Origin of the sequence: Pandoraea sp. (genome assembly GCF_004297875.1) — a bacterium.
GTDB lineage: Bacteria > Pseudomonadota > Gammaproteobacteria > Burkholderiales > Burkholderiaceae > Pandoraea.
On the sequence record NZ_SCSK01000067.1, the window covers coordinates 40,623 to 65,249 of the forward strand.

At 62.3% G+C, this 24,627-nt stretch carries 19 protein-coding genes, 1 tRNA gene and 1 pseudogene; 13 read left to right on the forward strand and 8 right to left on the reverse strand.

Features of this window, described 5'->3' with window-relative positions:
• Positions 1-147 precede the first annotated feature (147 nt).
• The 3 genes from pstS to pstA all read left to right on the forward strand — a co-directional run bounded on the left by pstS (position 148) and on the right by pstA (position 3,132).
• Positions 148-1,227, forward strand: coding sequence for a phosphate ABC transporter substrate-binding protein PstS (gene pstS, locus EPN80_RS19330; RefSeq protein ID WP_293031223.1), 1,080 nt, complete (start codon positions 148-150; stop codon positions 1,225-1,227).
• A 113-nt stretch (positions 1,228-1,340) separates the two neighbouring features.
• Positions 1,341-2,285 (forward strand): phosphate ABC transporter permease subunit PstC, encoded by a 945-nt coding sequence (gene pstC, locus EPN80_RS19335; RefSeq protein WP_293031226.1) that lies wholly within the window; start codon positions 1,341-1,343, stop codon positions 2,283-2,285.
• Positions 2,233-3,132: a phosphate ABC transporter permease PstA gene (gene pstA / locus EPN80_RS19340; protein ID WP_293031229.1), complete on the forward strand. Its 900-nt coding sequence runs from the start codon at positions 2,233-2,235 to the stop codon at positions 3,130-3,132. The genes pstC and pstA overlap by 53 nt, the downstream gene beginning before the upstream one ends.
• 293 nt (positions 3,133-3,425) lie before the next feature.
• Here the strand turns inward: pstA and EPN80_RS19345 are convergent.
• Positions 3,426-3,510: transfer RNA gene (locus EPN80_RS19345), tRNA-Leu, on the reverse strand.
• Positions 3,511-3,710: 200 nt separating this feature from the next.
• Between EPN80_RS19345 and rnr the strand changes: the two genes are divergently transcribed.
• A complete protein-coding gene (gene rnr / locus EPN80_RS19350; protein WP_293031232.1) occupies positions 3,711-6,236 on the forward strand; it encodes a ribonuclease R in 2,526 nt (841 codons plus the stop codon).
• Positions 6,237-6,329: 93 nt separating this feature from the next.
• The gene (rlmB, locus tag EPN80_RS19355) at positions 6,330-7,070 is read left to right on the forward strand and encodes a 23S rRNA (guanosine(2251)-2'-O)-methyltransferase RlmB (protein WP_293031235.1); all 741 of its coding nucleotides are present in this window, start codon (positions 6,330-6,332) and stop codon (positions 7,068-7,070) included.
• A gap of 37 nt (positions 7,071-7,107) precedes the next feature.
• On the opposite strand, the gene tal is transcribed toward rlmB, so the two are convergent.
• Positions 7,108-8,058: a transaldolase gene (gene tal / locus EPN80_RS19360; protein ID WP_293031238.1), complete on the reverse strand. Its 951-nt coding sequence runs from the start codon at positions 8,056-8,058 to the stop codon at positions 7,108-7,110.
• A gap of 108 nt (positions 8,059-8,166) precedes the next feature.
• Here tal and rpiA point away from each other — a divergent pair, with 108 nt between their 5' ends.
• On the forward strand, positions 8,167-8,859 hold the full coding sequence (gene rpiA / locus EPN80_RS19365) for a ribose-5-phosphate isomerase RpiA (protein ID WP_293031241.1): 693 nt from the start codon (positions 8,167-8,169) through the stop codon (positions 8,857-8,859).
• Between the two features lie 57 nt (positions 8,860-8,916).
• On the opposite strand, the gene EPN80_RS21145 is transcribed toward rpiA, so the two are convergent.
• The 3 genes from EPN80_RS21145 to argA all read right to left on the reverse strand — a co-directional run bounded on the left by EPN80_RS21145 (position 8,917) and on the right by argA (position 10,933).
• Positions 8,917-9,093: a DUF6726 family protein gene (locus tag EPN80_RS21145; protein ID WP_366469221.1), complete on the reverse strand. Its 177-nt coding sequence runs from the start codon at positions 9,091-9,093 to the stop codon at positions 8,917-8,919.
• A gap of 162 nt (positions 9,094-9,255) precedes the next feature.
• Positions 9,256-9,528: an oxidative damage protection protein gene (locus EPN80_RS19370; protein ID WP_293031244.1), complete on the reverse strand. Its 273-nt coding sequence runs from the start codon at positions 9,526-9,528 to the stop codon at positions 9,256-9,258.
• Positions 9,529-9,577: 49 nt separating this feature from the next.
• Complete coding sequence (argA, locus tag EPN80_RS19375; protein WP_293031246.1) at positions 9,578-10,933, reverse strand: amino-acid N-acetyltransferase; 1,356 nt, start codon at positions 10,931-10,933, stop codon at positions 9,578-9,580.
• Between the two features lie 22 nt (positions 10,934-10,955).
• Here argA and hrpA point away from each other — a divergent pair, with 22 nt between their 5' ends.
• From hrpA to EPN80_RS19390, 3 genes are all read left to right on the forward strand, one after another.
• Positions 10,956-14,960: an ATP-dependent RNA helicase HrpA gene (hrpA, locus tag EPN80_RS19380; protein ID WP_293031249.1), complete on the forward strand. Its 4,005-nt coding sequence runs from the start codon at positions 10,956-10,958 to the stop codon at positions 14,958-14,960.
• Positions 14,961-15,153: 193 nt separating this feature from the next.
• Positions 15,154-15,996 (forward strand): EI24 domain-containing protein, encoded by an 843-nt coding sequence (locus tag EPN80_RS19385; RefSeq protein ID WP_293031252.1) that lies wholly within the window; start codon positions 15,154-15,156, stop codon positions 15,994-15,996.
• A 36-nt stretch (positions 15,997-16,032) separates the two neighbouring features.
• Positions 16,033-16,836, forward strand: a complete 804-nt coding sequence (locus tag EPN80_RS19390) for a molybdopterin-binding protein (protein WP_293031255.1) — start codon at positions 16,033-16,035, stop codon at positions 16,834-16,836.
• Between the two features lie 13 nt (positions 16,837-16,849).
• Here EPN80_RS19390 and EPN80_RS19395 read toward each other — a convergent pair whose 3' ends face one another.
• The 3 genes from EPN80_RS19395 to fnr form a co-directional block, all read right to left on the reverse strand.
• Complete coding sequence (locus EPN80_RS19395; RefSeq protein ID WP_293031258.1) at positions 16,850-17,281, reverse strand: nuclear transport factor 2 family protein; 432 nt, start codon at positions 17,279-17,281, stop codon at positions 16,850-16,852.
• Positions 17,282-17,303: 22 nt separating this feature from the next.
• On the reverse strand, positions 17,304-18,641 hold the full coding sequence (locus EPN80_RS19400) for an aspartate aminotransferase family protein (RefSeq protein ID WP_293031262.1): 1,338 nt from the start codon (positions 18,639-18,641) through the stop codon (positions 17,304-17,306).
• Between the two features lie 145 nt (positions 18,642-18,786).
• A complete protein-coding gene (fnr, locus tag EPN80_RS19405) occupies positions 18,787-19,542 on the reverse strand; it encodes a fumarate/nitrate reduction transcriptional regulator Fnr (RefSeq protein ID WP_293031265.1) in 756 nt (251 codons plus the stop codon).
• A 370-nt stretch (positions 19,543-19,912) separates the two neighbouring features.
• Between fnr and scpB the strand changes: the two are divergent.
• The 4 genes and pseudogenes from scpB to nusA form a co-directional block, all read left to right on the forward strand.
• A pseudogene (scpB, locus tag EPN80_RS19410) lies at positions 19,913-20,476 on the forward strand (SMC-Scp complex subunit ScpB); the annotation flags it as partial.
• Positions 20,477-20,930: 454 nt separating this feature from the next.
• A complete protein-coding gene (gene rluB / locus EPN80_RS19415) occupies positions 20,931-22,343 on the forward strand; it encodes a 23S rRNA pseudouridine(2605) synthase RluB (RefSeq protein WP_293031620.1) in 1,413 nt (470 codons plus the stop codon).
• A 288-nt stretch (positions 22,344-22,631) separates the two neighbouring features.
• Positions 22,632-23,090, forward strand: coding sequence for a ribosome maturation factor RimP (gene rimP, locus EPN80_RS19420; protein WP_293031268.1), 459 nt, complete (start codon positions 22,632-22,634; stop codon positions 23,088-23,090).
• A complete protein-coding gene (gene nusA / locus EPN80_RS19425; RefSeq protein ID WP_293031270.1) occupies positions 23,087-24,562 on the forward strand; it encodes a transcription termination factor NusA in 1,476 nt (491 codons plus the stop codon). The genes rimP and nusA overlap by 4 nt, the downstream gene beginning before the upstream one ends.
• The last annotated feature ends 65 nt before the right edge of the window (positions 24,563-24,627 follow it).

Consider the following 24,627-nt stretch of genomic DNA (forward strand, 5'->3'; position numbering starts at 1 on the left):
ATAAGGACGCCGCACCCGCTGGCGGCCGGACGCCGGGAGATGGGGAACGTCACGGTGTCGAGATCGGTAAATGGCAAGTAGTTGTATGGACATCGAGTACGCGCAGCGATTCGATTTTTAATAAGCATTTAAACCGCGGAGAGACCCATGTCAGTTCGACATCGCCGTAATCACCTGAAGCACATTTTCGCTATCGCAAGTTTCGCAGTGGTCGGCGTTCTGCCGATCGCCGCCAATGCAGCGCCGCAAACCAATCTTCTGGAAACCGGCTCGACCCTGCTGTACCCGCTGTTCAATCTGTGGGTGCCGGCCTTTGCCAAGGCCAACCCGGATGTCAAGATCACCACGCAAGGCACGGGCAGCGGCACGGGCATCGCAGAGGCGATCTCCGGCGTGGCGCAGATCGGCGCTTCGGATGCTTATATGAGCGACGCGCAGATCAAGCAAAATCCCAGCATTCTCAATATTCCGCTGGCGATTTCGGCGCAAACGATCAATTACAACATCCCGAACCTGAACAAGAAGCCGCTCAAGCTCGACGGCCCGGTGCTCGCCGGCATCTATGATGGTTCGATCAAGACCTGGAACGATCCGCGCATCAAGGCGCTGAACCCGGGCGTTGCGCTGCCGGACCACGCCATTGTGCCGATTCACCGCACGGACGGCAGCGGCGATACGTTCATTTTCAGCCAGTACCTGTCGTTCTCCACGCCGACGTGGAACAAGAGCGTGGGCTACGGCACGACCATCAGCTGGCCCGCGGTGCAGGGCGGCGTGGGCGCGAACGGCAACCCCGGCATGGTTCAGGCCAGCCAGCAAACGCCGTATTCGATCGCCTACATCGGCGTGAGCTTTCATAACGAGATTCAAAAGGCCGGCCTCGGCACGGCACTGCTGAAAAATCGTGCCGGCAATTTCGTGCTGCCCACGCCCAAGACCGTCAATGCGGCGGCCAGCCAGCTGACGGCCAAGACGCCGGCCGACGAGCGCATCAGCCTGGTGTTCGCGCCGGGTGCGAATTCGTATCCGATCATCAACTACGAATACGCGATCGTCAACGCAAAGCAAGCCAATCCGGAAACGGCCAAGGCCGTGCGCGATCTGCTGAACTGGGCGGTGAGCCCGACCGGGGGCAGCGCGGCATCCTTCCTGGATCAAGTGAGATTCGTGGCGCTGCCGGCGAAGATCGTCGAGCTGAGCAAAGCGCAGATCGCCAAGATTCAGTAATGCGGCGGTAACGTTTGACGAGCTGCGCCTCATCGCTGGCCGATGAGGCGCAGCAGCCTGAATCGAAGTCGAGACGCAGTTAAAAAGTCATTACTACTATGCGATCGTTTCGTTTGAGTCTGCAGGTTGTCACCGGTGTCATTCCGCTGCTGCTGCTGGCGATATTTGTTTTTTTGACGGCCTATTCTTGGCCGGCTATCCGTTTCAATGGCCTGGGATTCCTGTTTTCGAAAACGTGGAGTCTTGGCAACCTGTATGCCGATCCGATCGCTCAGGACGGCTACCAGGTGGCCGTGGGCGCGCACTATGGCATATGGGTGTTCGTGGTCGGCACCTTGGCCAGCTCGGCGATCGCCCTGTTGCTTGCCGTGCCGATCGGCATGGGGGTTGCATTCTTTCTCAGCGAGTATTCGCGCGGCCGGGTGCGCGCGGCGCTATCGCAATTGGTCGAACTGCTCGCCATGGTGCCCAGCGTAGTCTACGGCCTGTGGGGCCTGGAGGTGCTCGCGCCGCTGGTGCTCAAGCATATCGCGCCGGCGCTGGCCGGCCTGTTGCACTTCATTCCTTTCTTTTCCGGGACCGCCACCAGCGGCTACGGATTGCTCACCGCCGGCCTGGTGCTCGCGTTGATGGTCGTGCCGGTGATATCGAGCACGCTGGTGGAATCCATGCAGCGCGTCCCGCGCGAGCTGCGTGAATCGTGCTTCGCGCTGGGCGCCACGCGCGCCGAGATGATCGGCAAGATCCTGTTGCCCGCCGTGCGCATTCCGTTGATCGGCTCGGTGATCCTGGCGCTCGGCCGCGCGCTGGGCGAGACCATGGCCGTGCTGATGGTCAGTGGCGGCGCACTGAATTATTTGCCTCACACGCTCTATAGCCCGATTACCAGCATGGCGGCCTTCATCGCATCCCAGCTCGACAGCGCGCTGCAGGATCCCAGCGGGATGGCTGTGCGTTCGCTTGCGGAAATCGCCTTGGTACTGCTCATTATTGCGGTTATCGTCAATGTCATCGCCCGCCTACTCACGTCTCAAGTCCGCCTGGCCGACCGTGCCTGAAGAGCGCCGCGCGCTGCAGCGCAAGCGCGCCATCGTCAACGGCGTTTTCGCCGTATTCTGCGCGATGGCGTTCGTGCTGGTCGTGGTGCCGTTGGCCGATATTCTGTGGACGGTCTTCGAGCGCGGCTTCAACGCCTTGTCGTGGAGTCTGTTCACGCAGGTGACCAACGGCATCAGCGGCGGCCTGCTCAACGCCATCGAGGGCACTCTGGTGCTCAGCGGTGGGGCGATCCTGTTTGCCGCGCCCATCGGGGTTGCCGCCGGCATTTATCTGGCCGAATACGGTCAGGGTCCATGGGGCAAGACCGCCCGATTCCTGGCCGACGTGCTGGTGGGCGTGCCATCCATCGTGCTGGGTTACTTCAGTTACGTGACGCTGGTGATCGGCCTCGGGTGGCAGTTCTCGGCGCTGGCCGGGGCGATCACGCTGGCGGTGCTGATCGTGCCCTACGTCACGCGGTTTACCGAGCTGGCCATGCGCCAGAACCCGTCCAGTTTGCGCGAGGCCGCTTACGCGTTGGGCTGCAAGGAGCACCAGGTCGTGTTTCGCGTGTTGCTGCCGGCTGCCCGCTCGGCCGTGGTGACCGGCATTCTGCTTTCACTCGCGATTTCGGTAGGTGAGACTGCGCCGTTGATTTATACGGCAGGCTGGTCCAATTATGTATGGAATGGCCAGTTGACGCACGAGCCGATCGGCTATCTGACTTATGTGATCTGGAGCTTCATCAACCAGCCTTTTGCCTCGGCGCACGCGCTGGCCTATGCCGCTGCCTTCCTGGTGATTGCGATGGTGCTGGCGATCAACGTCGCGGCGCGCATTCTCATGCGCGTGCGCACAGGGCAGTGATGGCGTTCCAGGTCGCTGGAAGCCGCGCCTCATTGCCGCCGCGCTGCATGCGGTGCTCCTCGAACCCTCGCGCAAAGTGCATTGGCACTTTGCTTCCTGGGTCCGAAAAATGAAAAAGGCTTGCTTGCGCAAGCCTTTGTATTTGGTGCCCAGGAGAGGACTCGGTCACACGGGCGCGACCCCGGCGCCGCTTTGCATGCGGCCGCCTTTCGAGTCCTCGCGCAAAGTGCATTGGCACTTTGCTTCCTGGGTCCGAAAAATGAAAAAGGCTTGCTTGCGCAAGCCTTTGTATTTGGTGCCCAGGAGAGGACTCGAACCTCCACGGAGTTACCCGCTAGTACCTGAAACTAGTGCGTCTACCAATTCCGCCACCTGGGCAGGTGTCTTCGTTTTGGCGAAGAAGCGCTATTTTAAGGTTTCTGATAGCCTTGTCAACAGCTTTGGCGGGGTTTCGATGAAATTTATTGGACGGCATCCCGGCGACGAGCGGCTGATGCCGGGCTTTTGTGCAAGCGGTGGCAGATTTTGCAGGCTTTGCCGTATGATTGGAACGATTCAGACGGGTTTGCCGTCGGCGCATGGGGCGCTACTTCGCCGGAAGAAACCGGCCCTCGATAGAAAAACCTTTGAGCAAATTTCCCTATCCTATTCCGAGCCGTGAAGAGATTCTCGGCGTACTGCGTACGTCCGATGTGCCGCTCAGTGCGAATGACATCGCCGAGGCGCTGGCGATCAAAAAGCAGGAGCGCGAGGGGTTCTTCAAACGGCTGGCGGCGATGGAGCGAGACGATCAGGTCCGGGTCGATCGACAAGGGCATTATCAACTGACCCATCCGTCGAACTTTATTTCCGGTCGGGTGGTGGGGCATCGCGATGGCTTTGGTTTCGCGGTACGCGACGATGACGGGGACGATCTGTATCTTTCCATCGACGAGATGAGAAAGGTGATGCACAACGACCGTGTCCTGTTGCGCATTACCGGGCATGATCGGCGCGGACGGCCGGAAGGGCATATCGTCGAGGTGACCGAACGCGCCAATACCACGGTGATTGGCCGCTTGCTGAACGAGAACGGTACCTTGATCGTGGCGCCCGAGGACAAGCGGATTGGCCACGATATCCTGATTCCGCCGCGCTCGCAGGGTAAGGCAAAGGTGGGGCAGGTCGTCTGCGTCGAGCTGACCGATTACCCCAGCCGCTATAACCAGGCGGTGGGGCGCGTGGTGGAGGTGCTTGGCGAAATCGACGACCCCGGCATGGAGATCGAGATTGCGGTGCGCAAGTACGGGGTGCCGCATCAATTTTCCCCTCAGGCGCTGGCCAGCGCGGGCGCGTTGCCCGATGAGGTGCGCGCGGCCGACCTGCGGCATCGCATTGATCTGCGCGATTTGCCGCTGGTCACGATCGATGGCGAGGATGCGCGCGATTTCGATGATGCGGTGTATTGCGAGCCGTGCAAAATCGGACGCGCCAATGGCTATCGCCTGATCGTGGCGATCGCCGATGTGTCGCACTACGTCACGCCTGGCGATGCGCTGGATATCGATGCGATCGAACGCAGCACTTCGGTGTATTTCCCGCGCCGAGTGATCCCGATGCTGCCCGAAAAACTGTCGAACGGGCTGTGTTCGCTGAATCCGGCGGTCGATCGGTGCGTGCTGGTGTGCGATGCGACCGTGGCCATGAACGGCGAGATCAAGGCCTATCAGTTCTATCCGGCGGTGATGCATTCGGCGGCCCGCCTGACCTATACGGAGGTCGCCGCGGTGCTGGGCAACACCAAGGGGCCCGAGGCGCAGCGCCGCGCAGCGCTGTTGCCGCACCTGCAGAATCTTTACGCGCTTTACAAGGTGTTGGCCAAGGCGCGCCAGACGCGTGGGGCGATCGAGTTCGATTCGACCGAGACGTATATCGTGTGCGACGCGCAAGGCAAGATCGAGCAGATCCTGCCGCGCACCCGCAACGATGCGCACCGGCTGATCGAGGAGTGCATGCTTGCGGCCAATGTATGCGCGGCGGACTTTCTCAAGCGCAATAAACAACATTGCCTGTACCGGATCCACGAAGGGCCGTCGGGCGAGCGCCTGCAGACGTTGCGGACGTTCCTCAAGTCGCTGGGCCTGGCGCTGGGCGGCGGGGACACGCCGCAGACGAGCGATTATGCCGCGCTGATGACGCAGATCGAGAATCGCCCGGACGCGCCGATGCTGCAGGTCATGCTGCTGCGCTCCATGCAGCAGGCGGTCTATAGCCCGGACAATATCGGCCACTTCGGCCTCGCGTATCCGGCCTATGCGCATTTCACGAGTCCGATCCGCCGATATCCGGACTTGCTGACGCACCGCGGCATCAAGGCAGTGCTGGCCGGGCGCAAGTACCAGCCGCAGGTGCCGGGGGCGGTGGCACTCAATACGAGTTTGTCCCCGGCCGCGCGCCGCTTGCAAAAGGAAGACGAAGAGCAGGGCAAGCCGGCCGCCAAGGCGCACAAGCGCGAGGCCATCTGGGAAGAGTTGGGACTGCATTGCTCGACCAACGAGCGCCGGGCCGATGAGGCCTCGCGCGACGTCGAGGCTTGGCTCAAGTGCTACTTCATGCGCGACAAGCTGGGCGAGGAGTACGGCGGCACGGTCAGCGCCGTGACGTCATTCGGCATTTTCGTGCAGCTCGACGAGCTCTTTATCGAGGGGCTGGTGCACGTCACGGAGCTGGGCGCCGACTATTTTCAGTTCGACGAGGTCAAGCACGAACTGCGCGGCGAGCGCACCGGGATTCGCTACCGCCTGACCGACCGGGTTCGGGTCCAGGTCAGCCGGGTCGACCTCGACGCGCGCAAGATCGATTTCCGCCTGGTGCGGGAGGCCAGCCGCAAGCCGTCGGGCAAGGGCGCCCTCAAGCCTGCGGAGGTGCCGGAGCAGGAGCAGATGGCCGGTGGCGCCACGGTCCGCGCACTGCCGGCCTCGTCGCGCGGCGAGAAAAAAACGACAAATGCAAGGGCGGCACAGGGTGCGGTCAAGCGTGGTGCACGCGGCGGGAGTCGAGGCGGCGCGCCAGCAAAGCGCGGCGACGGCGCCGCTTCGTCCAAGCGCACCAAGACGCGTCACTGATGCGCTACCGGTGCGACCGGGCGTCCGGATGCGGCCGGACGCCGCCGGTCGCTTGCGGCGTATCATGCGTGCTTATTTCGTATCGGAAACTCCATGAGTCACCCTAAATTGCTGTTCGGCTTTCATGCCATTACGGCGCGCTTGCGCCATGACGCATCCAGTATTGAGGAAATTTATTACGACACGAGCCGGCGCGACCGGCGCATGCTGGATTTTCTGCAGCAGGCCGAGAGCGCGAAAGTACGGCTGATCGCCGCCGATGCGCAACGCTTGCATGGCCTGGCCGGCAGCGCCCGGCACCAGGGCGTCGTGGCTCGCGCGGCGGAAGTCGCACTGGCGCTGAATCTGGCCGAACTGCTCGACGGTATTGCCGGACCGCCGTTGCTGCTGGTACTGGACGGGGTGACCGATCCGCATAACCTCGGCGCGTGTATGCGGGTGGCCGACGGCGCCGGCGCGCATGCGGTGATCGCGCCCAAGGACCGGGCCGTCGGCCTGAATGCCACGGCCGCGAAGGTCGCCAGCGGCGCGGCCGAGACGGTGCCGTATATCACTGTGACCAATTTGACGCGCACCTTGCGCGAGCTGCAGGAGCGGGGGATCTGGGTGGTCGGCACGTCCGACGACGCCCCCAACGATCTTTATCAGACCAAGCTTGCCGGTCCGCTTGCGCTGGTGATGGGCGCCGAAGGCGAGGGCATGCGACGGCTGGTGCGAGAGACTTGCGACGAGCTGATGCGCATCCCGATGGCGGGCAGCGTCGAAAGCCTGAACGTCTCGGTGGCCAGTGCCGTGTGCCTTTATGAGGCGGTGCGGCAGCGCCGCGCCCCCTAGGCCCCCTGGGCAGCGAGCCGGGGACGCCGGCGATGGTTCATTGCCGTGCGGTGATCAGTTTCTCCAGCTTGATCACGTCGGCGGCGAATATGCGGATGCCCTCGGCGAGCTTTTCCGTGGCCATCGCATCGTCGTTCAACTGGTAGCGGAAACTGCGCTCGTCGGTGGCCAGTTTCTCCATGGACGTCTCGTGCGCCGATGCGGGGTCCAGGCGGCGCGGGACTTCTCCTTCGGTCTGCTGCAATTTTTCGAGCAAGTCTGGGCTGATGGTGAGCAGGTCGCAGCCCGCCAGCGCGAGGATCTGGCCCGTGTTCCGAAAGCTCGCTCCCATCACTTCGGTGCGATAGTCGAAGTGCTTGAAGTAGCGATAGATGCGCTCGACCGACTGTACGCCCGGATCGTTGGCGCCGGCCATTGCAGCCTCGTCCCATTGCGGGCCCGCGGCCCGCTTGTACCAATCGTAGATACGGCCAACGAACGGCGAGATCAATTGGGCGCGGGCCTCGGCGCACGCGGCCGCCTGCACCGGTGAGAAAAGCAGCGTCATGTTGCAGCGAATGCCTTCGCGCTGCAGGATTTCGGCGGCGCGAATGCCTTCCCAGGTCGAGGCGATCTTGATCAGCACCCGCTCGCGCGAGACGCCGGCCGACTCGTAGAGATGGATGAGCTGACGCGCCTTGACGAGCGTCGCCTCGATGTCGAACGACAGGCGCGCGTCGACTTCGGTCGAGACCCGGCCCGGCACGATTGCGAGAATCTCGAGTCCGAACGCGATCAGCAGGCGGTCGATCAGATCGCGCGCGGGCAATCCACGGTGATTGGCCAGGGTGCGCTCGAGCAGTGGCCGGTACTCTTCCTTCTGGACGGCTTTCAGGATGAGGGAGGGATTGGTCGTCGCATCTCGGGGCGTATAGGCGCGCAATAATTGGAAGTCGCCAGTGTCGGCAACGACGGTGGTGTGCTGTTTGAGCTGTTCCAGTTGATTCATGAGGGGGAAATCTCCCAACGTGCAAGCTGGCGATGCACGTAAAAAACGAGCGGCGCTTCGGCGGCTCCGGTAAACTTCAGACTCTATCAAATTTTGTCGAATCTCCCTATGAATCAGGATGAACTCAAGCGGCTGGTCGGTCAAGCGGCGGCTGATTACGTGCAGCAGCATGTTGCGATCGGTGAGGTCATCGGCGTGGGCACCGGATCGACGGCGAACTGCTTCATCGACGCGCTGGCGGCGATCAAGGACCGGTATCGCGGCGCCGTGTCGAGTTCCGAAGCCAGTACCGCGCGACTGCGCCAGCATGGCATCGCGGTGTTGGATCTGAACGAGATCGATAGCCTGCCGGTGTATGTCGACGGCGCGGATGAAATCGATGCGCACGGTCACATGATCAAGGGCGGGGGCGGCGCGCTCACGCGCGAGAAAATCGTCGCGTCGATCGCGCGCGAGTTCGTTTGCGTGGTCGATGCGTCGAAACTTGTGCCGGTGTTGGGCGCGTTTCCGCTGCCGGTGGAAGTCATCCCGATGGCCCAGGTGGCAGTGACGAGGGCCTTGGCGGCGCACGGCGGCGTGCCGGCTCTGAGGCGAACCGCGGACGGCAAGCCGTATCTCACCGATAACGGTAATGTGATTCTCGATTGGTCGGGTCTGCGCATTGAGGATCCGGTTGCCCTGGAGACGCAGATTAACCAGATTCCCGGCGTGGTCACGGTCGGCCTGTTTGCGCGACGCGGCGCGGACATCTGCCTGATGGGTACGCCTCAGGGCGTGCAGCGCGCGACCTACCGAGCCTGAAAAAGCTCAAGCCCGCACGAGGCGGGCTTGAGGTTCGCGGCAGCGCCATCGCCAACTCTACGGATCGATGGCAGTGGCGCACACATCGGTGGGGGCCGCAGCCGCGTGGCCGACCACGGGGATGATTTTAAGGCCGGCCGACGCCACGCGACACGGCGCGGCCATGAGCCCGCATCCGCTGAGCATACCCAAAAGCACGATACAGACCAGTGCCCTCACGCTTGACCTCGCAATCCGCTGATTCGATGCTGCCTAGCTTACGCATTTTCCGGGCGGCTGTCTGTGAGCTTGGCGTCCGAAAATGTGAAAAACTGTAATTGCGCCAGCCGGCGATGAAACGCGGCGCTGACCGCCGGTCGGGGGCCTAGGCGCCCGACCGGGTGTTCGGGCTGGCTTTCAGCCCTGCGGCGGCACGTAGCCGGCGGCCGTGTCCGCCCCCTCGCCAAAGAAATACTTCTCGGTTTGCTTGAGCAAATACTGGCGGGCCCGGACGTCAGCCATGTTCAGGCGATTTTCGTTGATCAGCATGGTTTGCTGCTTGAGCCATCCTTGCCAGGCTTCCTTGGAGATATTTTCGTAAATGCGTTTGCCCAGCTCGCCGGGAATCGGCGGAAAATCGAGTCCTTCGGCTTCCTTGTGAAGTTTGGCGCATTGAATGATGCGGGCCATGGTCAGCTCCTTGCAATAAATTCGAAAATGGTGGCGACCGGCGGTGCGGTCAGAGTTTTTTCATCAGGATCAGAGAGCGGCGTTGCCAGTTGTACAGACGGCGCCGGTCATCCGGCAAATCGTCCAGTCCGGCCTTGACGAAACCGCGCTTGAGAAACCAGTGTTCGGTACGGGTAGTGAGGACGAACAGCCGTTCCAGCCCGCGCGCGCGGGCGCGCTGCTCGATATGCTTGAGCAGGCGTTCGCCGTCGCCGGTGCCTTGCGCGTCGGGGGAGACTGTCAGGCAGGCCATTTCGCCGATCTTTTCCTTCGGGTAGGGGTAGAGCGCGGCGCAGCCGAACAATAGCCCGTCGTGCTCGATGACGGAGAAATGATCGATATCGCGTTCGAGCTGGTTGCGCCCGCGCTTGACCAGCGTGCCGTCGGCCTCGAGCGGCTCGATCAATTGCAGGATACCGCCGACGTCGTCGATGGTCGCCTCGCGCAGGCTCTCGAGATTTTCGTACGACACCATCGTGCCGACGCCGTCGTGCGAGAAGAGCTCGAGCAGCACGCCGCCGTCGAGCGCGAAGGGAATGATATGCGCGCGCGGCACGCCACCCCGGCACGCCCGCGTCGCGTAGCGCAAGTAGAAGGCGGCTTCGGCGCTCAGCGTGTTTTGCGCGAGCATGCGCTGGGCGTCTTCCAGTGTCATTTCGCGCTGCAGCTCGTTGTATTCATTGACCACGCCGGGCGTCTCTGTGATGAAGATCAGCTTGTCTGCCTTCAAGGCGATCGCGGCGGAGGAGGCCACGTCTTCCATCGTCAGATTGAATGCGTGTCCGGTCGGCGAGAAACCCAACGGCGAGAGCAGCACGATTTTGCTGTTATTCAGCGACATGCGGATCGACTCCGCGTCGATCTTGCGCACGATGCCGGTGTGCTGGAAGTCGACGCCGTCGAGGATGCCGACCGGCCGGGCAGTCACGAAATTGCCCGACACCACGCTGATGCGCGCGTGAGCCATCGGCGTGTTCGGCAAACCCTGGCTGGCGGCCGCTTCGATATCCAGGCGCAGCTCGCCGGCCGCCTCTTTCGCACATTCGAGCGCGGCGGGGTCGGTGATGCGCATTTCCTGCGAAAAGTGCGATTCGACTTTGCGCAGCATGAGTTGCTCTTCGACCTGGGGTCGCGACCCGTGCACCAGCACGATATGCATGCCCATCGCATGTAGCAGCGCGACGTCCTGGATCAGGGCGTCGAGCGCACCGGCCTTGACGAGCTCGCCGCCGAAGGCGACCACGAACGTCTTGTTGTGGAAGGCATGGATGTAAGGTGCGACGGAGCGCAGCCAGTCCACAAACTGGGCGTGGCTGGCCGTTTCATCGAGGTCGCTGTCGTAGGGGCTTGGGGTCTGAGCGTTCATCCTGGGATTATAATGCGCGCCCATGCCAAGTGATGAGCGTAATCCACAAACCCGCCGGCCGCGACCGTCAGGGCCGGCCGATCCGGCGGCGAACCAGCCGCGCGGCGAGCGCCGGCGCGCGCCCCGTCAGGAGGGCTCGGGCCCGGCCGCGCAGCCCGTGCAGGCGACGCCGGTCGAACAGATCACCTTTCCGGAGGCGTTGCCGGTATCGGGTAAGCGCCAGGCCATCGCCGAGGCGATCGCAGGACATCAGGTCGTGATCGTTTGCGGTGAAACCGGCTCCGGCAAAACGACTCAGTTGCCCAAGATCTGCCTGTCGCTGGGGCGCGGCCGCGGCGCTGGCGGCGCAGGGTTGATCGGCCACACACAGCCGCGCCGCATTGCTGCGTCGGCCACCGCGCGCCGCATTGCCGAGGAATTGAATACGCCGCTGGGCGAGGTGGTCGGCTTCAAGGTGCGCTTTAACGATACGCTGGCGCCGGGAGCTTCGGTCAAATTGATGACCGATGGTATTTTGCTGGCCGAGACGCAGTCCGATCCAATGCTGCGCGCCTATGACACGATCATTATCGACGAGGCGCACGAGCGCAGCCTGAACATCGATTTTTTGCTCGGCTACCTGAAGCAATTGTTGCCCAGGCGCCCAGATCTCAAGCTGATCATCACGTCGGCGACGATCGACGCGGACCGCTTTGCGCGGCATTTCGGCCGATCCGGCGGCGGCCAGAACGCTGAGGTCGAGCCGGCACCGGTGATCGAGGTCAGCGGGCGCCTGTATCCGGTGGAGGTGCGCTACCGGCCGATCCAGGAAGATAGCGGCAACCCCGCCGAGGGCGGCCGGGCCGCGCAGCGCGACCGGGAGCGCGATCTGATCGATGGCCTGGTCGATGCGGTCGACGAGCTGTGCCGCGAGGGGCCGGGCGACGTGCTGGTGTTTTTGCCCGGCGAGCGGGAAATTCGCGAGGCGGCCGAAGCGTTGCGCAAGCGCCATCCGCCGCATACCGAGATTCTGCCGCTGTTCGCCCGCCTGTCGGCGGCCGAGCAGGAACGCGTTTTCAAACCGTCGAATGCGCGCCGCATCGTACTGGCGACGAACGTGGCGGAAACGTCGCTGACCGTGCCGGGCATTCGTTATGTGGTCGATAGCGGCCTGGCGCGGGTCAAGCGCTACTCGTACCGCAACAAGGTCGAGCAGTTGCAGGTCGAGGCGATTTCGCAGGCTGCGGCGAACCAGCGTGCAGGCCGCTGCGGGCGGGTCGCCAACGGGATTTGCATTCGGCTGTATGAAGAAGCCGACTTTCATGCGCGAGCGCGCTTTACCGATCCGGAAATCCTGCGGTCGTCGCTGGCCGCGGTGATTCTGCGCATGCAGGCGCTGCGGCTCGCCAAGGTCGAGTCATTTCCGTTTATCGAACCGCCGCCGCCGCGTGCGGTAGCCGACGGATATCAGTTGCTGGCCGAGCTCGGCGCGGTCGACGATAACAACGTGCTGACCCCGCTGGGCCGGGAGCTGGCCCGCCTGCCGCTGGACCCGCGCGTGGGCCGCATGATTCTGGCTGCACGCGATGAGTCGGCGCTGCGCGAAGTGCTGATCATCGCCAGCGGACTCTCGGTGCAGGATCCGCGCGATCGGCCGATCGACGCGCAGGACGCCGCTGATCAGGCGCACCGCAAATTCGTTGACGAGAAGTCGGAGTTTCTGTCCTGGCTGAAGCTGTGGCGCTGGTTCGACGAGGCCATCGCGCATAAGAAATCGAACCGCCTGCTGGCGCAGGCCTGTCGCGATAATTTCGTTTCTCAACTGCGGCTGCGCGAATGGCGCGACGTGCACAGCCAGTTGCTGACCGTGGTGCGCGAGCAGGGCTGGCGGCTCAACGAGACCGATGCGACCTACGAACAAATTCACCTGGCGTTGCTGGCGGGGTTGCTCGGCAATATCGGCTGCAAGGCCGACGATGAGCCGTATTACCTGGGCGCGCACGGAATCAAGTTTCACATATGGCCCGGCTCGCCGCTGCTCAAGAAAGGCGGTCGGTGGGTGGTTGCCGCCGAGCTGGTGGAGACCAGCCGCCTGTTCGCGCGCTGCATTGCGCGCATCGAACCGGAGTGGCTGGAGCGCGTGGGTGGGCATTTGCTGCGCAAATCGCTGTCGGATCCGCATTGGGAAAAGAAGGCCGCCCAGGTCACCGCGTTCGAGCGCGCCACCCTGTATGGCTTGACGGTTTATGCGCGGCGCCGGATTCACTTCGGCCCGCAGGATCCGAAGCGTGCCCGCGAGATCTTTATTCGCGCGGCACTGGTCGAGGGCGAGTGGGAGACGCGTTTGCCGTTCTTCACGCATAACCGCAAGCTGATGGCGGAGATCGAGCAGCTCGAACATAAATCGCGGCGCCAGGACGTGCTGGTCGACGACGAGTTGATTTACGCTTTTTACGACCGGCATTTGCCGCCCGACATCTCGCAGGGCGTGACGCTCGAGCGCTGGTATCGGGAGGCGTCGCGCCAGCAGCCGAAATTGCTTTTTTTGGTGCGCGACGACCTGATGCGGCACGAGGCGGCCGGCGTCACGACCGAACTGTTCCCGAAGAGAATCACGCTGGCGGGTATCGAAATGGCGTTGTCCTATCATTTCGAGCCGGGCTCGCCGCGCGATGGGGTGACCCTGAGCATACCGCTGTTTGCGCTCAATCAAGTCGATGCCCGCCGTACCGAGTGGCTGGTGCCCGGCATGCTCAAGGAGAAGGTCCATCTGCTGCTCAAGTCGCTGCCGCAGAAGCTGCGTCGTCATTGCGTTCCGTTGCCGGAATATGCGGCCGGTTTTGTCGAACGCGCGGGCGAACCCAAAGGTGCGCTGCTTGATGCGTTGATCGCCGATGTGCGCGAGCGGACCACGACGCAGTTGAAAAGCGCTGACTTCAAATTGGAGACGCTGCCGGCGCATTTGTCGATGAACTTCAAGGTGATCGACGAACACGCCCGGCAACTTGGCATGGGCCGCAATCTGGCACAGCTGCGAGCGGAACTCGGGCAGCAGGCGCAGCATATTTTCCAGCAGATCGCAGCACAAAGCGCCGTCGTCGCTGCTTCGGGCCAGGCCACCGCGCCCGCCGATGGCGCGCCACCGACGGGCAAGGTGCCGTCTCGCAACGGGGGCTCGTCGCCGCTCGAGGCGTCCCGCTATGAGGCTCTGACCGCCTGGACTTTCGGTGAATTGCCGGAGATGCTCGAGATTCGCCGGGGCGGCCAAACGCTGTTCGGTTACCCGGCGCTGGTCGATCGCACGAATCATTGCGACCTCGAGGTGTTCGATGACCCGACCGAGGCGGCGCGTGTGCATCTTGGCGGACTGCGGCGCCTGTTTGCGTTGCAGCTCAGGGAACAGGTCAAGTACCTGGAGAAGAACATCCCCGGCTTGCAACAAATGGCGATGCAGTACATGGCACTGGGTACCCAGGAGGAGCTGCGCGATCAAATCATCGACGAGGCACTGACGCGCGCGTGCCTGCAGGCGCCGTTGCCGGCCGATGCGGCCAGTTTCGGGGCGCGCAAGGATGAAGGCAAGGCGCGCCTGAATCTGCTGGCGCAGGAAATCGCGCGGTTGGTCGGGCTGATTTTGATCGAATATGCCGCCGTGCAGAAAAAGCTGCCTCAGGCAAAGGCATATGGGCAAGCTTATGCGGACCTGCAGCAGCAATTGCAGCGCCTGATCGGCAAGCGCTTCATTGCCGATACGCCCTACGCGCAATTGACTCATTTTCCGCGTTATTTGAAAGCAATGACGTTGCGCATCGACAAACTGAAAGCCGACGCCGCTCGCGACGCGCGCATCGCGGCTGAATTGGCGCCGCTATTGCAAAACTATCAGCGCGCACTGACGCAGCGGCGCGACCAGGGCGATGGCCGGCTCGACGAATTTCGCTGGCTGCTGGAGGAGCTCCGCGTATCACTGTTCGCGCAGGAGCTGCGCACGCCGATGCCGGTGTCGGTCAAGCGCTTGCATAAAGTGTGGGAGTCGCTGCAACGCTGAGGCGGGGAGCGTCGCACGCAAGATCTGGGATCGGGCGACGAAGAAGTTCGGCGGCAGTGATATGCTGGATACTTGTCTTTGCGTCACACGCGCCGATGTCCTCCGATCTTTGTATTCTCGACATGGCTAACCGCTTTTTCGAACGACCCGCTGCACTTTGCCGAGCCAGGGGTGCTTGGGGGCCCGATTTTCCATGAACGAGTTGCTGCGTACTTTTGGCAAGGCGCTGGTGAGTCTGTTGCACCCGCGCATGCTGTGGCTGACGGCAGTGCCGTTTCTAATCTCTGGCTTGTTGTGGGGCGTGGTATTGTGGTTCGGCTGGGAGCCGGTAACCGATGCGCTGCGCGTCTGGCTGGAACAATGGCCGCTCACGCATTGGCTTTACCATTTCTTCGGTTATTTCGGCATCGACAGCCTGCGCATGACGCTGGCGCCTTTCATCGTGGTGGCGCTGGCCGTTCCGCTGATCGTTGCCTCGGCGCTGCTGCTGATCGCGGTGCTGTCGATGCCGGCAGTGCTTCGTCATTTGTCGGCGCGCCACTACGTGACGCTGGAAGCCCGTCGCGGCGGCTCGGCCCTGGGCAGCCTGGCGCAGTCTTGCGGCGCGACGCTGATATTTCTTTTCATGGTGGTGCTGACATTGCCGTTTTGGCTGGTACCGCCGTTTTTCGCTCTGATTCCGCCGCTGCTGTGGGGGTGGTTGACTTATCGGGTAATGACTTATGATGCATTGGCCGAACACGCGACGGCCGACGAGCGCCGCAGCATCTTGCGCGAGCATCGGTTGCCGCTGCTGGTCATGGGCGTGGCAACCGGCTTGCTCGGTGCGTTGCCGACCTTGCTGTGGGTGTCGTCCGCGGTGATGATCGTGTTGTTTCCGATCGTGGCGGTCATGGTCATCTGGTTGTATGTTTTGATTTTTGTATTTTCGGCATTGTGGTTTGCGCACTACTGCTTGCGCGCGTTGGCCCGGTTGCGTGCCGATGCGCCAGCACAGCGAGCAAGCGTCGCCGAGCGGGCAGTGCCTGGCCCGTGACGCGCCGCGCGCAACGAGAGAAGAAAGGATTGATTTATGGCGATCGGGCTCATCGTAATCGGTGATGAAATCCTGTCGGGACGACGCAATGACAAGCACTTGCCCAAGACCATCGAACTATTGGGCGAACGCGGCATGCATCTGGATTGGGCCGAGTATATCGGCGACGATCCGGCGCGCATTACCGCCACGCTGCGGCGGACGTTTGCCAGCGACGATATCGTCTTTTGCACGGGGGGCATCGGCGCGACGCCGGATGACCACACCCGGCAATGCGCGGCCCAGGCGCTGGGCGTGCCACTGGCCCTGCATCCTGAAGCCGAGCGCCTGATTCTGGAGCGCATCGCCGATACCAGCAAGGACGGCCGTGCCGATCTGACGCAGGCCGACAACCGCCATCGCCTGAAGATGGGCGAGTTTCCGGTGGGCTGCGAGATTTTGCCGAATCCATACAACAAGATTCCTGGTTTTTCGATCCGGCGCCATCATTTCATGCCGGGATTTCCGGTCATGGCCTGGCCGATGATGGCCTGGGCGCTGGACCGTTACTACCTGGACCTGCACCACTTGCGTCCGCATGGCGAGCGTTCGATGCTGGTGTTCGGTCTGGCCGAGTCGACGCTGACTCCGCTGATGGAGCAGATCGAAGCCAATTTTGCGGCAGTCAAGGTGTTCAGTCTGCCCAGCGTCGGCGACAGCGAGCGTGGCGGGCCTTATGCGCGCCGGCACATCGATCTGGGCGTCAAGGGTGATCCGGCGCTGCTTGACGGCGCGTTCGAGGCGCTGCAAAAAGGCGTCGAGGCATTGGGCGGAGAGATTGTCGATCCGGCCGCGTTGTGACGGCGTTCACGGATCAATGAAAGACGTGCCTGTGCGTTTCGATCTGGCTGCCCTCGTGACCCAGCGCAGGGCTGGCGTGGTGCAGCACGAGCCGCCAGCCGTCGGCTTCCTTCAGATAGATGTTGGTGGCGACAACGAATGCATAGCGGGGGTGCGGTTCATGCTCGACCAGCAACTGCTCGATGACGCTGTGAATGGTGCATAGCGGATTGCGCGCGACCTGCCGGTGCGTGACCGTGATATCGAGCCTGCCGTGCGCCAGGATTTGCTCCCAACTGCTGCGCACGGCCCCGACGCCGACTACGCGAGGGCCGGCCGGATGAATGCAGACGACATCCTCGTCTTCCGACCAGACCTCCATCAGCGCATCGACGTCGCCACGATTGAGCGCTTCATAGAAAGCCTGTTCGGCGTCGTCAGCAGTGAGGAAGAAAGAAGTTGCCATGCCGTTTTCCGGTGTGTGGCGATCAGTCGGTCGATGCCAGGGCTTCGGCGACGATCGAGAACAGTTCGTCGATTTGCTCGCGCTCGATGATGAGCGATGGCGATAACGCAATGACGTCGCCGGTGGTGCGGATCATCAGACCTCGTTCCCAGCATTTGAGGAAAACGTCGAAAGCGCGTGCACCCGGTGCGCCCTCGCGTGGTTGCAGCTCAATTGCCCCGATCAGCCCGAGGTTGCGCAGGTCAGCGACGTGCCGGGCATCGCGCAAGCCGTGCAATTTGTCTTCCCAATAGCCCGCCATAGAGGCGGCGCGCGCGAAGAGCGCTTCGTCGCGATACAGGTCGAGCGTGGCGAGCGCGGCGGCGCAAGCCAGCGGGTGCGCCGAATAAGTGTAACCATGCGTCAGTTCGATGGCATTTTCCGGGCCGGTCATGAACGCGTCGTATATTTCTTCGCGTACCAGCACCGCACCCATTGGCACAGTGCCGCTGGTGAGCCCCTTGGCCGTGGTGATGATGTCTGGTTCAATGCCGAGCACGCCGGCCGCGAACGCTCCTCCAAGCCGCCCGAAAGCGGTGATCACTTCGTCGAAAATCAGCACGATGCCGTACTTGTGGGTTATATCGCGCAGACGCTCGAGATAGCCTTTGGGCGGCACCAGCACCCCGGTTGAGCCGGCGACCGGTTCGACGATGACCGCGGCAATCGTCGATGCGTCGTGCAACTGCACCAATCGTTCGAGCTCGTCAGCCAGATGTGCTCCCCAGGCGGGCTGTCCGCGACTGAACGCGTTGTGCGCCAGATCGTGGGTGTGGGGGAGATGGTCGATACCCGGCAGCAGTGGCCCGAAGATCCGGCGGTTGGCGGCGATGCCGCCCACCGAAATGCCGCCGAAGCCGACACCATGGTAGCCGCGCTCGCGGCCAATCAGTCGCGTTCGGGTGCCCTGACCGCGTTGGCGCTGGTACGCGATGGCGATTTTAAGCGCGGTATCGACCGATTCGGATCCGGAATTCGTGAAAAACACACGATTTAACGACGCGGGCGCCAGTGCCGCCAGCCGGTTGGCCAGTTCGAAGGGCAGGGGCTGCCCGACCTGGAAAGGCGGGGAAAAATCGAGCACGGCGGCTTGCCGCTGGATCGCCTCGATGATCGGCTTGCGATTGTGGCCGGCATTGCAGCACCACATACCGGCGATGCCATCGAGCAGTCGGCGCCCGTCGACATCCGTGTAATACATCCCTTCGGCCGAGGCAATGAGGCGAGGCGCCGCCTTGAACTGGCGATTGGCCGTGAAGGGCATCCAGTAGGCATCCAGTTCGTCCCGGTCAAGCTTCAGGGTGTTGGAGAGCGCCGCCATGTCTGGCTCCGGCGAATAGGGATGCATTGAAATATAGAGAGTTTTGGTGCCTTTGTCGATTAGCGTGAGATGTCTGTCCAAGCGCGGCGCAGCCTGGCCTTTTCGACGCGTCGAGGCGGGCAATCCAAAGGGCGCAATGGCCCGTTCAGCGGGCTCGCGAGATTGCCGGCGCCTGGCAGTTTTCGCCGGCCAACTGCCGCAGGGCGTCAGGATCGGTGACCGTCAGGCGGCGCTGCTTGATCGACAGAACGCCGCTTTGTTGCAAACGGGAGAACAACCGACTGACGGTTTCCAGCGTCAGCCCCAGGTAGCTGCCGATTTCCTCGCGGCTCATGCGCAGCACGAACTCATTGGCAGCGTAGCCGCGCATCGACAGTCGCTCGGAAAGATTGAGAAGGAACACGGCCAGGCGCTGCTCTGCCCGCATGGTGCCCAGCGAGAGCAGCATGCGATGGTCGTTGCGGATCTCGAGACTCAGCAGACGGTGCAACTGCCGCTGCAGCGAGGGTACCTGGGCCGACAGCTTTTCGAGTTCGGCAAAGCGCACTACACAAACCTCGCTGTCCTCCAGCGCCACGGCGGTTGAGGCGTGCCGCTCGTCGGCGATGGCATCCAGGCCGAGCAATTCACCCTGGATGTGCAGCCCGACGACTTGCTCGCGGCCATCTTCGGAATCGATGTAGCTTTTGAGAGATCCGAAGCGAACGCCGAAAATGGCCCGCAGCGGATCGCCATAGAGATAGAGCGCTTCTCCCTTTTTCAATCGGATGCGCTCCGCCACCAGTTGGTCGAGCCGGGACAATTCATCTAGGGGGATGCCGACAGGCAAGCAGAATTGGCTGAGAGAGCAGGCTGAACAACGGGGTGACGGCGGCGATGTCGAGCCGGATGTCGTTGTCATGGTTCCCTCTGGACTTAGCTAGTGATTCTAGCACGAGGTCCGGTGGCAGGATACCGCCTTGCCCGGCTCGCCGCGCCATGCGCCGGACACCCGGCACCGCTCCTTGCGGGGGAGCGATGGCGTAATTCTCCGGTGTTCGGATGGGAAACGACTTTACGGGCGAATCGCTTTGCGTGATAATTGAGCCCGAACTGGGTGGCGAGATGTTTCTTCCTGAAAATCTCCAGGCAACCTAGTAGGCATTCGATATAACCGGGTTGCGCTGCCGTCTCTCCGACCGACCACAATCATCGGGCGCGCTCTTGTGTTGTTCCAGCACTCAATTTATTCCTGAGACCGGGTTGCAAAATCCCCGGCATTGCGTAGCCGCATGAATACTCAAGAGGCGAAAATCGTCCTCGAGACAGCGCTGATCTGTGCCCAAGAGCCGCTAAAAGTCGGCGATTTGTGCAAGCTATTTGCCGAAGACGTGTCGGCGGGCGTCGTGCGCGCGCTGCTTGAGGAAATGCGCAGCGAGTGGGATGGACGGGGCGTGCAACTGGTGGCGCTGGCGTCGGGCTGGCGGTTCCAGAGTCGGCCCCGGATGCGTGAATATCTGGATCGGCTCAATCCGGAGAAGCCGCCGAAATACTCGCGCGCGGTGCTGGAGACGCTGGCAATCATCGCCTATCGGCAACCTGTGACGCGCGGTGACATCGAGGAAATTCGCGGCGTGACCGTCAACACCCAGATCATCAAGCAACTTGAGGAACGAGGCTGGATTGACGTGATTGGGCACCGAGACGTGCCTGGCCGCCCGGCGCTGTATGCGACGACCAAGCAGTTTCTGGACGATCTCGGCTTGCAGGCCCTCGACGCGCTACCGCCGCTCGAGGACCCTGCGGCACAGTCGCAGGTCGATTTGCTGGCTCAGCAAAATATCATCTTTGACGATGGCGCAGGCGCGGTCGACGCGGTCGCTGCACCCGGCGAACCGAAAACCGCGGGGGATGACGCCGATGAAGCGCCGCAGGCGAGCCCTGGCGACGTGGATGAGTCGGCGTGCGGCGCCGCCGCCTCAGCGAGCGCGGCGCCGGAGGGTAATGCACAAACCCTCGCGCTGACCGACGATTCGGCCATGGCGGCATTACCGTCGGATCAGGGATCCGGCATCGTGGTGTCCGCGGATCTGGGCGCCCCGGTGTCGGAGGCCGATGGCGGCGCTGATCTGATTACCGGGACGTGAGCCCGGGCGATCGTAGTTGCGATGGATGGCGAGGGCGCCGAACCAATGGCCCCGCAGTCCTGCCTATTTGCATGAGTTGCCCGTGCGCGGCGTATGCCCGCAGCGGCTCTTTTTCTTTGAGGTTGTTTTGAAGCACAGCGAAGAGTCCAAGGAATTGAATCCGATTGACGCCAATGGCGAATCCGAGCGTGCCGTTGGGGAGGCGCAGAGCGCCGAAGACAAGCAGGCGCGCCGCGGTTTGCGGCGTGGCCCACGAAGCCTGATTGCGCGTCGACGTGCCGCTGGGCAGGGCAAGCGCGAAGGCGAGGGCGAGGCAGCGGCTGCTGGCGACGATGGTGACTCACAGACGCCGCCAGCCGCGTCCCAGACACCGGTCGAACGGCAGCCGGGCGCACGGCGCGGCAAGGGGCGCGGCAATGGCGGCGCGCGCGAGCGCGCCGGCAAGACGCCTCGCCAGCCAGGTACGGCAAAGCGTGCGGATGACAATATCTTTGCGTATGTCACATCGGAATCGTTCGACAATGACAATAACGGCAGTGGTGTGCGTGCCCCCATGCTGCGTCGGGGGCGCAAGCCGGTGACGGCCAAGCGGGTGCTCGCGCCGGATGACGAGACGCCGAAATTGCACAAAGTGCTGGCGGACGCCGGCATGGGCTCGCGCCGCGAAATGGAAGAGCTCATCATGGCCGGGCGCGTGTCCGTCAATGGCGAGCCCGCCCATATCGGTCAGCGCATCATGCCGACCGACCAGGTTCGCATCAACGGCAAGCTCATCAAGCGAAAAATCATTCAGCGACCGCCGCGCGTGTTGCTCTATCACAAACCGGCCGGGGAGATCGTCAGTCACGCAGACCCCGAAGGCCGGCCGTCGGTTTTCGATAAGTTGCCACCGATCAAATCGGCCAAATGGCTCGCTGTGGGCCGACTGGACTTCAACACCGAAGGTCTGCTGATATTGACCACCTCCGGCGATCTGGCCAATCGCTTCATGCATCCTCGCTACGCGATCGAGCGAGAGTATGCGGTACGGATCATGGGCGAATTGACCGAGAGCGCCCGTCAGCAACTGCTCAAGGGCGTCGAACTGGAAGATGGCCCGGCAAACTTCCTTCGTTTGCAGGACGGTGGTGGCGAGGGCTCGAATCGTTGGTATCACGTCGCCCTGGCCGAGGGCCGCAATCGCGAAGTGCGTCGAATGTTCGAGGCCGTCGGCCAAATGGTTAGCCGGCTGATTCGGACCCGGCACGGCCCGCTGACTTTGCCGCGCGGCTTGCGACGAGGCCGCTGGGAAGAGTTGGACGAGGCGCAGGTGCGGGCGCTGCTCAACGCGGTCGGCATGAAAGCCCCGGGAGCGCAGCGCGGCGACGAACGACGGTCGGGCGATGGCGGCGCGCCACGCCGACAGCCGGATCCGATGCAAACTGCGCTAGGATATTTTGGCAAAGAGCCCGGTTTTGGTCAGCAACGTCGTGGCGGCGGTGCCGCCTGGGGTAATTACTCGCCATCTCGTGGTGCCGAGACGCTGACCAGGCATCCGGGAGGGCGGGGGCGAGGCGGTCGAGGCCGGTCCGGCTAGAAGCGCTGCCGAGGCCTGACGGCTGCGGCCGATAAGGCGGGATCGAGCCCGCTGCGCGGTCGTTGGCGTTGCAAATTGGACCGAAAACATATAAAATCAAAAGATAAGCTAGTTTGCGCGTTGTGCAATATTTCCAAGAGCGCACCTCATGCGCAAAGAGGCGAGGAAAAATGGGCGTTCCGCCCATTTTTTTTTGCTTTTGCCGAAAAGCGCCCCGGTGAGTGTGCGGCATGCGATGGAGCCGATGAAAATAGGGCATTGACGCGAATTTTCAAAGGGTGAGCGAATTTGCAGCTGTCAGAATTGATCGAGACGACCGTCATCGGGTTAGGTTATGAGCTGGTCGATCTGGAACGATCCGGGGGCGGGCTGCTGCGCGTCTTTATCGATCAGCCGGCCGGTGTCGGGATCGACGATTGCGAGAAGGTCAGTCGGCAATTGTCGCATGTGCTGACGGTGGAGAATGTCGATTACGATCGGCTGGAGGTGTCCTCGCCAGGGCTGGATCGGCCGTTGCGCAAACTGGCCGATTTTGTCCGTTTTGCGGGTTGCGAAGCCGCGGTGACGCTGCGCCAACCTGTCTCGGGCCGCAAGCAGTTTCGTGGCATCCTGCATTCCCCCGTGGATGAAAGAATAAACCTGGAATTCGAAGGAAAGGACGGCCCGGCGATGCTGGAGTTTACGCTGTCGGATATTGACCGTGCGCGCCTGGTGCCGCAGATTGATTTTAGGAGTCGCAAACGATGAGTCGCGAAGTGTTGTTGTTGGTCGATGCGCTCGCGCGCGAGAAGAACGTCAATAAGGACGTCGTATTCGCCGCGCTGGAAGCGGCGCTGGCCTCGGCCACCAAGAAACGCTATCAGGAAGATGCCGATATTCGCGTGGCAATCGATCGCGAGACCGGTGAGCACGAGTCTTTCCGCCGCTGGCTGGTAGTGCCCGACGAAGCGGGCTTGCAGGAGCCGGACCGCCAGATACTGCTGTTCGAGGCTCGTGAGCAGATTCCCGACATTGAGGTCGACGATTACATCGAAGAGCCGGTCGAATCCATCGAATTCGGGCGGATCGGCGCGCAAGCCGCCAAGCAGGTAATCTTGCAACGGATTCGGGATGCCGAGCGCGAGCAGATTCTGAACGACTTTCTCGAGCGCGGCGAAAAGATCATGACCGGGACGGTCAAGCGTATCGACAAGGGCAACCTGATTGTCGAGTCTGGACGAGTCGAGGCGCTGCTGCGTCGCGATCAATTGATTCCAAAGGAAAATCTGCGCGTGGGCGACCGTGCCCGGGCATACATCGTCAAGGTCGATCGTACCGCCCGTGGACCGCAGATCGAACTGTCGCGTACTGCGCCTGAATTCCTCATCAAGCTTTTCGAGATCGAGGTGCCGGAAATCGAGCAGGGCCTGCTGGAAATCAAGTCAGCCGCGCGTGATCCAGGCGTGCGTGCAAAAATAGCCGTTGTTGCTTACGATAAGCGTATCGACCCCATTGGTACCTGTGTGGGCATTCGTGGCACGCGAGTGCAGGCAGTGCGTAACGAGTTGGGCGGCGAGAACGTCGACATTGTGTTGTGGTCGGAAGACCCGGCGCAATTCGTGATCGGTGCTCTCGCGCCTGCCGCGGTTCAGTCGATCGTGGTCGACGAAGAAAAGCACAGCATGGATGTGGTGGTCGATGAAAACGAACTGGCTGTCGCCATTGGGCGCAGTGGTCAGAATGTTCGTCTAGCCAGCGAGTTGACCGGATGGCAGATCAACATCATGACGCCGGACGAATCGGCCGAGAAGCAAAACCAGGAACACGGTGAGCTGCGCAAGCTGTTCATGCAGCGCCTCGACGTCGATGAAGAAATGGCGGATATCCTCATCGAGGAGGGCTTTTCCAGCCTCGAGGAAATCGCCTACGTTCCGCTCAACGAAATGCTTGAAATCGAGGCATTCGACGAGGATACGGTGCATGAATTGCGCAATCGTGCACGCGACGCGCTCCTGACGATGGCCATTGCCAGCGAAGAGAAGGTGGAAGGCGTAGCCCTCGATCTCAAGAGTCTGGACGGCATGACGACCGAGCTGCTATCGAAGCTGGCCGAGCACAACATTCAGACGCGTGATGATCTGGCCGAATTGGCCGTCGACGAACTGGTCGAGATGACCTCCATCGACGAAGAGCAGGCGAAGGCGCTGATCATGAAAGCGCGTGAGCATTGGTTCCAGTGATTTGCCAGATCGCATGCATATGGAACAGTAAATTTTGAGTTAACCGCAAGGACTCGGTCCTTGCC